This is a genomic window from Sporosarcina sp. (genome assembly GCF_029257255.1).
Lineage (GTDB): Bacteria > Bacillota > Bacilli > Bacillales_A > Planococcaceae > Sporosarcina.
Map to the genome: position 1 here is coordinate 36896 of NZ_JARICI010000058.1, position 9398 is coordinate 46293.

A 9398-nucleotide genomic window follows, 5' to 3' on the forward strand; every position below is an offset into this window, starting at 1 on the left:
CCCTACATTCTAAAAAAGACTCCGTGCTGACCTTCATTTCCATCTTTCTTCCGGTCAGCACCACCGTAATATTCAGCATCCAGCCTGCTGCTTTCCACTTCATTTTTCATGGAATTCACTTGCGTCTGCACCTTATCAATTTCAGCAGAACGGCTTGGCGTACTTTCTTTCAGCTTAGTCAAATCTGCCGATAGCACCTGGAATTTCTTAATCGCTTCCATACCCGCTTCTGTCGAATGATCACGTTTTGCTGCATCAAACACTTCATTTGCTTCATTTTCTATCGAAGCAAGAGTTTGTGCTGCATGATCTTTTGCATGCCTGCGGACAATATTCGAGACGGCTTCTTTTTGATCGAGCGTCTCCCAAAGAGCATTTTCAAGTATGGCAATGTCATCAATTTGAACAGTTTCCCTTTGATTGATCAGAGCTTTTGCCCTCAAAACACCAAGTGACTGCTTGAAACGGCGGTCCGACGGCTGAATTCCTTCGTCCTGAAGTTTTCTTCGGACCAATAATAATGTCTCATACACTTCATCTGGAATCTGGACATTGTCCGTCATTTTCTGCAGCTGAATTAACTCATCCAAATGCATAGCCGGCGTTTCCACAGCGTCGCCATTGTCTTTCATCATCGAAACAAAGTTGGATTCATCCGCAATGAAATTTATTTCAAAACGTAAGAGAAAGCGGTCGAATAAAGCTTCCAATCCTTCGCCTTCTTCTGGATATTCATTGGATGCGCCGATTACGGACATCAATGGAACTTCAATAGGCGAGCCGTCATTATAGAATAACCTCTCATTAATCAACGTCAGCAGACTATTCAGTATGGCGGAGTTTGCTTTGAAAATTTCATCTAGAAATACGAGGTGAGCTTCCGGCATTTTCGTCGCGGTGTTACGTTTATAAACTCCCTCTTCTAAATCTTTTAATGATAGCGGTCCAAATACTTCTTCAGGTGTACTAAATCTTGTCAGCAGCCACTGAAAATATTCAGTGCTTTGTACAATTTTAGCCAGTTCTGCAGACAGGGCCGATTTAGCAGTACCTGCCGGCCCGATCATCAGCATATGCTGGCGCGCCAGCAGTGCGACTAAAATTCCTTCTACTTCATTTTCTCGTTCATAAAACTTTGTATTCAGTGCCTGCTTTATCTCTTCCAGCTTCTTTAAATTCGCATTCATTGCTCACACAACTCCTCAAATTATTGTCAAAACAGACGTTTTACGCAGTATGATATTTTGTCTAACCTTTGATAGAGTTAATGTTTGTTTTTACACATATAAAAATCCAACTGCTGTACTCTTAGTCTTACCCTTTTTGATGTTTTCCCACTCATCAGAAAGGAATTATTTTTTCGAACACCTTGTACAAAGTTTACACAAAATAATCAGACAATCTTCATATTATACTTGAGCTGCATGCAAGGAACCAAACAGCAGGTGAGTGGCATTTCTATCAGTTACTATTCCATTTCCTGCGTCAGTTCATCTAAATGAACTGATTTTTTTATTTGACAACTGAAACTAATTCTCTTTACGAATCGTATACTGCTATATGGAACAGGAAAGAGAGGACTGAAATATATGAGATCATCCAATCCAAGTTTAGGCAGAGATACGTTTCGCGGACTGCGGACTGACAGCACTCGGCAAGTCATGACGATTAACGGTACGGTAAATAAGACGTTTCTTCTATTTATTCTTTTGTGTGCAACTGCCACATTCACTTGGTCACAATACTTTGCGGGAAACAATATACAGCCGCTGATGTTAATCGGGCTGATCGGCGGATTCGTTGTGGCGCTTATTACGATCTTTGTTAAAAAAATCGCAGCCTATACCGCTCCTTTATATGCATTACTGGAGGGTCTTGCCATCGGCGGTATTTCAGCTATGTATGAAACACAGTTTGCAGGAATCACAACGCAAGCCATCCTGCTCACATTCGGTACATTATTTTCGCTGCTGTTCATCTATAAATCAGGCTGGATTAAAGTTACCCAAAACTTCAGGATGGGTGTATTTGCGGCAACCGGGGCAGTGTTTTTCGTTTATATCGCAGACTTGATACTCCGCTTCTTTGGAATGAACGTTCCTTTCATTCATGAAACTGGTCTTGTCGGCATAATCATTTCTGTCGTTATTGTCGTGATCGCCGCATTGAATCTAGTGTTGGACTTCGATTTCATTGAAGAAGGCGCAAATCAGCAGGCACCGAAATACATGGAGTGGTACGGAGCATTTGGTTTGATGATCACTCTTGTATGGCTGTACTTAGAGATTTTGCGTTTGATCTCGAAGTTGCGAAGTAAATAGAAATAGACTGATTGAAGTTCGATTACTTCAATCAGTCTATTATTTTTGTCTATTACCAAAATGGTTCTTTATCGGGATTTTCTGATTGCAAAACCATGTAATAAGGAGCAACAAGTATATAAAGAATTATGAACAGTATCAGATACACGACAATCCCCACAAACGATCCGGAAAATATCTGCGCGATTATGAGAATAAAAGTGAATGAAAATTGAAACCATAACATATTCTTATTCGTTTTTCTGGTTAAATACTGTGTAGCACCGCAATAATAACATGTTCTTCTATTTTTGATAGAACCAAAAAATGACTGCTTCCTCGTCCATTCCTCACCACAATTTGTACAAACCGGGAAAGTTCTTTTTTCTTTACGAATATTCCGCATGAGTATAAGGTACACAATCATGAACAGAGCCAGCATACTAGCCAGTTTCACAAATTCAGATTGCAATAATGTCATGATGCTGAAAGTAGATTCCCCAGATACGTCAGCTGAATTAACAGCAAGGTTTCCAGTACCCGTACTGACGAAACTGATATAAGTGAAACTTAGCGCCAATATCACAAAACTTACAAGCACGGTACGATACTGCCATTTCCCCGATTTCAAGCTTTTTTGTTCGGGTTTCTTGATCGCATGAAGCATTTGCTGTTTGCGCTCTTTAGAAATTTTGACAGTGGACAGTTCAGAATATAATCTATCCTTCATTCCAGACATCATACATTACCTCCCGATTTTCGTCCTGAAGTCGTTGCTTTAACTGCCTTCGTCCCCGCTGCAGACGTGTTCGTATCGTTGCCTCCGGACAGCTGAGCAATCCTGCAATTTCCACTGTGGATAGCTCTTCAAAATAGTAAAGGATCAGCACTTCCCGGTAGATGAGCGTCATCGAAAACATAGCCTTCACAAGCACCTGATTATCTTCATTTTTAATCATTTGCTGTTCCGGTGATCTTTTAGCAGAAATGCCTCTTAGCTTTTCCACTAAAACAAGCCCCTTACTTTTCCAGCTCCGTAAATAATCATGGCTTCGATTAACCGTCATCTTCACTAAATATGTTTTCAACGAGGACTGTCCTTTAAACTGCCTTTGATTCTGATAAAATTTCATCATGACGTCCTGTACAATGTCTTCTGCTATATTTTCATCTTTCACATACAAATAAGCTACCCGAAGTAAATAATCTCCATATTCCCCGAGCACTTTTTCGATATCCACTGCGACCACACCTGCCTTTACACTATAGACGGATTGATTTCTGTTTCCGATTCAATTATAAACGAATATTTCGTCTGCAAATTGCAGATATTCGCCTCACTCTGTTCTTAATTTCTTATAATTTTTTGGGCGAAAATGTTACATTATTTGAGCGAAATATTAATTTATTATAAATTATTTTGAGGATTGAAGCCGAAGATGGGCGACTCCTGCGAGAACAGCAAGAGCAGAAGCCCCTGGGCTGAGGCCGCGGCTGCGGAAAGCGTCCCATCTGCAGCGCAAACCGCAGACAGCATACTAAATATGCTGTCAAGTACATGTGTTGATGACAATCCCAAATTGCACCAGAAAAAATCCTCAACCCTGATGATTGAGGACTGCTAGTAAATTAACTGCCGATAGTTATGGAGTTCCCTTTGTTTTGTAATGTGGATAAAATACTGAGTGCAGCCAGATAACTCGTTTTTGGATTATTTGGCATCGGTTCGTTTTCGATGGTCAAATTCATTTCGCCGAAATCACCGCTAGCTTGGATGGTGTGCGTATTTCTTTGGATTTTGGGATCTGCAATTACTCGAACCTTCGTTTTGTCAGCTCCGAGGCCGGCAATTGACAGCAGCAATGCGACATTCACATTCTTCGGAAACTGTTCAATGGCATCAAGTGCAACGCCATCGAATAAACACTCCTCCTCATACTTCACTTCCATGCCCAATGATGCATAGGATTTCCTGGTCGTGATCCTAACTTCTTTCAAGCCGCCGACTGAATTAGCTGACTGAAGTAAATCCAGTCCACCGATTGCCCCTGAAGGTAAATAGATGTGCTGCCCAGTGGAACGAGCGAGTTCTTTCATTTCATTGAGAAACGCTGTATCTTTAAAAGCACCTATACTGCTGAGAATCAGATCTTTCTTACAGTGGAGTACATCATGCATGTGCTGAACAGCAACCTCAATTGTCGCGGCTTCGACGACAATATCGATTGGCGAGTTAAGAAATGCCTCGAAGTCTGTATAGAACGTTGTATTGTACTGTTTCTCCAGTCTAAGCCCCACCTCTTGATTACGGCCGAAAATAGAGACAACCTCACCCCCAAGTCTTCTGGAATTATTAATTGTTTCCAATAAATATTGAGCAATATTCCCTGTGCCGATTACTCCGATTTTCATTTCAGAACACTCCCTAACCAGATGTAATTGTTATTCTTTTCAACAATATTTTATACCCTTTATTATACTGAAGAATTGTTTTATTTCCTATGTATCAGCAATATATGTTGTCAAATCAATTCCGTAGTAAATGTATTAGTTGTTAGAACCATTTTATTACTATTATTAAATACTTTTAAAGCTATAAACATATCAATACTAAAGGTATAATATACTATAAAAATTTAGAGAGCTCTCTCAATCGGCATTAGAATTAAATAGCTTAGTCGGACGATTTAAAGTCTGACACCCTAATACAGAAACAGCAATGTCCAGAAAATCTAAAATGATAACCGGGTAGTTTTTTATGTAATTATGTATATGGAAAGTAATGGTTTCAGCGTATTTAGCCATACTCTTAGAGATGCTGGAATATGTTTGATGCCTCAAAATAGAACTGTCCATTTTTTTATTAATCACCCTATCCATACATATAAAACCACAACTCTTAATAGGATGGATAGATGCCTTTTTAAAAGACGGGGGGAATGGTAGGATGGCTGGCTATACCGATAATTATGAAAGAGACACCTTTGGAATCATTGATTTCTGGGTGCGTAATAACCTGGAGCATGGTGAGTTCTTCGACAGAGAAATTAGTCACCACGAAATGGCGCTTGCCCGTGCCAACCAGCAAATGATTGACAGAATGGCAAAGATATTTAAAAAGACGGAATCTAAAACAGGTGATATCGAATTGATTATTGACGAGGCTAAAAGTGCAACGCATGAATTCAAGGATTTACTTATTCATACGATGGATCGAGCGCTGCGTTGTGACGTCATTATCTCTACCCCCACTTCACTTCTCGACCATATGATCAGGGAGGCAGAAGAATCGGAAAGAGTCTTTAAATTAATTGAAACAAATGCCTACATCACACCAGCTGATGCAACAATTCATGAAAGTAACTTTTGGCTGAGGCAAATGGTGGACCATTTGATTTTCATCAGTCATTACGTAGATGCCTCTAACTACGAATTGCATGACCAAGTCAGAGCGATGACTAGAAAGTTTGAGAACCTTTTGCTTCAGGCTATTTCATTAAAGACCATGATTCGCCGGCCGCGCAATGAAGTCTCACCTATATTGAATACGTTTAACCAGATGGTCATTAAGGAAGCAAAAGCACTTGAAGCATTTAAACTGGAGCTGAGTGAACTAATTAAAGCCTGTGCTGCGGTAACAACTGCTCCGCCTGATTTACTTGAGCATATCGCAAGAGAAGCCCATCACTTGTGGAAAAACTTAGAGGATCAAATTGTAACCTGAGTTCTATAAACCTATATGTATCGAGAAAAAGACAGATATCTTCTGTCTTTTTTTATTTTGTTAAAACTTTTTTTAAACGTGCCTCGTTATAGTAGTAGAGAGGCGGTGATGGGAATGAATTCGGCTGATTTAGAGAAAATCATAACGCTGTGTCTTCTACTCCCAGCCAGTCACATCCTGAAAAAACTTCGTTCTGTTTTACTTGTCTATGATCGCTTGTAGATGACTTATGAGCGTAAACCAAACGCCTATGATCACTTGGCAAAATGGTATGAGCGGCTGGACACGCCGTATGAGCGTGAAACGTACCGCTATGAGCGCATGCAGAAAACTTATTCTAGGGGGCATTAAAGAAGAGCAGTCCGGAATTTTTCTCCGGGCTGCTCTTTTATATGAATTATTTGTTTGACGCTTTCCGCTTTTGGTGTCATCCAGCTACAAGCGCCAGCCTCTCGGGTCGTTTCAGTAAAGGCACCAAAAATCCCTGTCATCGATTTTCACTCTCCAAAGGATTTATCATGCTCTTGTATAAACCATCCATTTTCACAATAAAGGCATCGAAATCATTAACTGTAATTTGAATGCCCTGGCCAAAACCATTTTTTCGCAGAACTGAATGAAGCTCTTCAAAATGGGTTACATCTGAGGCGTTGTCCTTGCCGGAATCGTTACCGTCACTTTTCTTATAGACCTTTAATTTGCTGAGAGCAGCAGTAATTGTTTTATTGTCATGCTTACCGGCAATATTTGACGAAGTATTTACTAAGTCTCCCGACCGATGCATCGTCTCCAGGGATTGTTCCAGCTGTCTTGATACAATTTCAGGATCTGTCCAGCCTGCTGACATCTGTTCAGCAATAGTGGTTTCCAGGTAAATTAATTGGTGCTGAATCTCATTTGCAGCTAATTCTTTGCTGCTGTTCAGCTTAGAATAAACGGTGAAAACTATGAATAGTAAAAGGACATTGAGGATAATTGACACAGAGATGATTACATTTTTTCTTTTTATAATTTATTCCTCCTAGCCACACCTGATAAAACATAAATGACAACTGCTCTTAATCTATTTTTATCACTTCGTATTTGAAACCCTGATACGCATAATTTTGCTTTCTGTACATTTCTCTGGGGGTATCTTCCCCGTCAGCCACCAGAATCACAGTCCTATTTGGAAACAGCTCCATTGCGAAACTTTGCAATCGACTTCCGATTCCTTTGTTCCGGAACAACTCCTCGACGCTCAGATTGTCGATTTCTACTGTTTCATCGCTAACAATCAGTTCCACATAGCCAGCTGGTGAGTCTTTATAATAGGCTAACACCTGACGAATAGTTGGATCTTCAAATTGGCGTTTAATTAACCCAACCTTCTGCTTTGCAAATTCCACTCCAAACTCCAAATCATTATGATATTGCAAATTCAGGAATGTTTCCAAGTTCTCTTCTGTCACAGCCTGAATATCTATTTCCGGACAATTTTTCATCAGAGGAAAATGCTTTGGTTGAATGGCATACAACTCCAGGAAACCAATTTCGTACCCCGTTTCATTCAAGTATGCGTATAGCTCCTCTGTCGGCTTCGTATTCTCAGGAAAGTAAAATTTCACGTGGTTCTGATCCCTTTTAACATGATAGTCTTTGAGAAATTCTTCCGCTTCTTTGAAATCCACTACAGACGGCAATTCTTTAAACTCTATGAAGTTACTATCATATCTTGATAACATCTTGTCGTAATGGACATGTATGTACTGATTATTTTCGTCCACAATATTCCCCAGCGTATAAATATCTTTAAATGTTATTTGTATCATTTCCTTATTCTCCTTGTTTATCTAGTGCTTTATTGGTTTATTGACCTGTGTTCATAAATTGGGGTAATAGATCTTTTAACTCCAATAAGTCATCTATTATCAGATCCGCCTGAGCAAGCTCATCTTTATGAGCAAAATCAAAATTGCATCCTACTGCCAGTAAGCCATTTTCTTTTGCCGCATGTATATCGGACAGACGATCACCCACCACCGCCGCGCTAGTAATATGATATTTCTTTACGATACTCTGGACTAAGTCTGACTTATTTAATGAAGCAATTTGTTGAATGCTAAATGTTTCCGTGACCCATTGATCTAAACCATAATAGTCGACGATAGCATGCAGGTAATCAATTAACCCGTTACTCGCTATGTAAATTGAACAGTCGTTCTCTTTTAAATAACCGAAGATTTCTTTTACGTTAGGATATAAAGCACCGTTTCCGTTTCTTATATTCTCCAGCAATTGTTCAAGAAAATAGGCATCGGTATAGTTTCTGTCTTCATTAGAATGATGGGGCAGCAGCGTTTCCCATACTTTCGGTAAAGGTGCCCCCATGATTTCACGAAATTGATCAATAGGCACCGCATCATTCCATTTATTCATTGTCCTCAAATGATCAAACGTATCATTAAGTGCCAGTTCTAAAATAGTATCTGTCTGAAAAAGTGTGCCATCCATATCAAAAATCATTGACTGAGCCATCGCTTTCCACCTCGTAAATCGACAAATTTCTTGTTCATTAGTTGCGTCCATTTCTAATAAATCTTTTCGGATTTAAGCGATCAATTCATGCACCTCACCCAGAATAAACATAGTCAAACCAATGATTGATAGAGCTATTCCTACATAAAATGGCCAAGGATTATCCTCTTTTTCCCGATCAAAGGTAAACAGTGTCACGATACAAAAAATCAAAGCGATAACTGGAATAAATCCATATTTCGGCCCAAAGGCAAACGCTAACCCGCCGAACATCATCCCCAGAAGACCGTACGGGTTTTGAGTAGGTATTCTGTCCAGATACTCTTTTTCATCAGTAGAAAGACCTTCAGTTTTGTCTCCCCAAACATCCACGGCTTTCAATCTGTTCAGGAATTCAATCATTCTTTTAAATTGCTTCATGCAGTACACCCGCCCTGTTTACAGTTTCAAACCGGCAACCAATTCATCGGCCCCAAAATTGTGATAAAAACACCAGAGGTCCAGTATGGTTTACATCCATCACTTATCAATTGACATCTTACTTCTTCATTGAATAACCGGCCCTAATAGCTTAGACATATAGTATTCGTCAACAAATCTATTGCCTATGAATAAAGAATTCTTTTTTGTACCCTCAATCTTAAAGCCCATTTACTGAAATGGGTGCAGTCCTTCTTCAAGAATTGCACCCGCTAGCGAGAAGGTAGTTTAAAACCGTTGATTTCCGTTTCAGGCGGACGCTTTCCGCGGGCATGGCTTGAGCCTCCTCGTCGCTACGCTCCTGCGGGGTCTCAAGGCTCATGCTCATAACGCTTCGCTTTTACTCGCAAAAGTAATTGCTATTCCCGCAGGAGTCG

General features: G+C 40.0%; 11 protein-coding genes. 3 read left to right on the forward strand and 8 right to left on the reverse strand.

Features of this window, described 5'->3' with window-relative positions; translation table 11 throughout:
• Window positions 1-2 precede the first annotated feature (2 nt).
• On the reverse strand, window positions 3-1187 hold the full coding sequence (locus tag Q1J64_RS12260; protein ID WP_301109366.1) for an AAA family ATPase: 1185 nt from the start codon (window positions 1185-1187) through the stop codon (window positions 3-5).
• Between the two features lie 402 nt (window positions 1188-1589).
• On the opposite strand from Q1J64_RS12260, the gene Q1J64_RS12265 reads away from it, so the two are divergent.
• On the forward strand, window positions 1590-2321 hold the full coding sequence (locus Q1J64_RS12265) for a Bax inhibitor-1/YccA family protein (protein WP_301109367.1): 732 nt from the start codon (window positions 1590-1592) through the stop codon (window positions 2319-2321).
• A 52-nt stretch (window positions 2322-2373) separates the two neighbouring features.
• On the opposite strand, the gene Q1J64_RS12270 is transcribed toward Q1J64_RS12265, so the two are convergent.
• The 3 genes from Q1J64_RS12270 to nadX all read right to left on the reverse strand — a co-directional run bounded on the left by Q1J64_RS12270 (window position 2374) and on the right by nadX (window position 4712).
• Entirely contained in the window at window positions 2374-3039 is a 666-nt protein-coding gene (locus tag Q1J64_RS12270) for a TIGR04104 family putative zinc finger protein (protein WP_301109368.1), read from the reverse strand.
• Window positions 3020-3541 carry a sigma-70 family RNA polymerase sigma factor gene (locus Q1J64_RS12275; protein WP_301109369.1) on the reverse strand — a complete coding sequence of 174 codons (522 nt, stop codon included), beginning with the start codon at window positions 3539-3541 and terminating at the stop codon, window positions 3020-3022. The genes Q1J64_RS12270 and Q1J64_RS12275 overlap by 20 nt, the downstream gene beginning before the upstream one ends.
• Before the next feature lie 388 nt (window positions 3542-3929).
• Entirely contained in the window at window positions 3930-4712 is a 783-nt protein-coding gene (gene nadX, locus Q1J64_RS12280) for an aspartate dehydrogenase (RefSeq protein ID WP_301109370.1), read from the reverse strand.
• A 535-nt stretch (window positions 4713-5247) separates the two neighbouring features.
• Between nadX and Q1J64_RS12285 the strand changes: the two genes are divergently transcribed.
• Window positions 5248-6024 (forward strand): DUF2935 domain-containing protein, encoded by a 777-nt coding sequence (locus Q1J64_RS12285; protein WP_301109371.1) that lies wholly within the window; start codon window positions 5248-5250, stop codon window positions 6022-6024.
• Window positions 6025-6246: 222 nt separating this feature from the next.
• Window positions 6247-6375 (forward strand): hypothetical protein, encoded by a 129-nt coding sequence (locus Q1J64_RS12290; RefSeq protein ID WP_301109372.1) that lies wholly within the window; start codon window positions 6247-6249, stop codon window positions 6373-6375.
• A 136-nt stretch (window positions 6376-6511) separates the two neighbouring features.
• Here Q1J64_RS12290 and Q1J64_RS12295 read toward each other — a convergent pair whose 3' ends face one another.
• The 4 genes from Q1J64_RS12295 to Q1J64_RS12310 all read right to left on the reverse strand — a co-directional run bounded on the left by Q1J64_RS12295 (window position 6512) and on the right by Q1J64_RS12310 (window position 8961).
• A complete protein-coding gene (locus tag Q1J64_RS12295; protein WP_301109373.1) occupies window positions 6512-7006 on the reverse strand; it encodes a hypothetical protein in 495 nt (164 codons plus the stop codon).
• 76 nt (window positions 7007-7082) lie between these two features.
• A complete protein-coding gene (locus Q1J64_RS12300) occupies window positions 7083-7835 on the reverse strand; it encodes a GNAT family N-acetyltransferase (RefSeq protein WP_301109374.1) in 753 nt (250 codons plus the stop codon).
• A gap of 37 nt (window positions 7836-7872) precedes the next feature.
• Complete coding sequence (locus Q1J64_RS12305) at window positions 7873-8541, reverse strand: HAD hydrolase-like protein (RefSeq protein WP_301109375.1); 669 nt, start codon at window positions 8539-8541, stop codon at window positions 7873-7875.
• Between the two features lie 72 nt (window positions 8542-8613).
• The gene (locus Q1J64_RS12310) at window positions 8614-8961 is read right to left on the reverse strand and encodes a cell division protein FtsK (protein ID WP_301109376.1); all 348 of its coding nucleotides are present in this window, start codon (window positions 8959-8961) and stop codon (window positions 8614-8616) included.
• Window positions 8962-9398: the final 437 nt, after the last annotated feature.

Coding starts and splice junctions, on each gene's coding strand:
- Q1J64_RS12260 (WP_301109366.1), bottom strand. CDS start 1,187: ATGAATGCGAATTTAAAGAAGCTGGAAGAGATAAAGCAGGCACTGAAT.
- Q1J64_RS12265 (WP_301109367.1), top strand. CDS start 1,590: ATGAGATCATCCAATCCAAGTTTAGGCAGAGATACGTTTCGCGGACTG.
- Q1J64_RS12270 (WP_301109368.1), bottom strand. CDS start 3,039: ATGTCTGGAATGAAGGATAGATTATATTCTGAACTGTCCACTGTCAAA.
- nadX (WP_301109370.1), bottom strand. CDS start 4,712: ATGAAAATCGGAGTAATCGGCACAGGGAATATTGCTCAATATTTATTG.
- Q1J64_RS12285 (WP_301109371.1), top strand. CDS start 5,248: ATGGCTGGCTATACCGATAATTATGAAAGAGACACCTTTGGAATCATT.
- Q1J64_RS12290 (WP_301109372.1), top strand. CDS start 6,247: ATGACTTATGAGCGTAAACCAAACGCCTATGATCACTTGGCAAAATGG.
- Q1J64_RS12300 (WP_301109374.1), bottom strand. CDS start 7,835: ATGATACAAATAACATTTAAAGATATTTATACGCTGGGGAATATTGTG.
- Q1J64_RS12305 (WP_301109375.1), bottom strand. CDS start 8,541: ATGGCTCAGTCAATGATTTTTGATATGGATGGCACACTTTTTCAGACA.
- Q1J64_RS12310 (WP_301109376.1), bottom strand. CDS start 8,961: ATGAAGCAATTTAAAAGAATGATTGAATTCCTGAACAGATTGAAAGCC.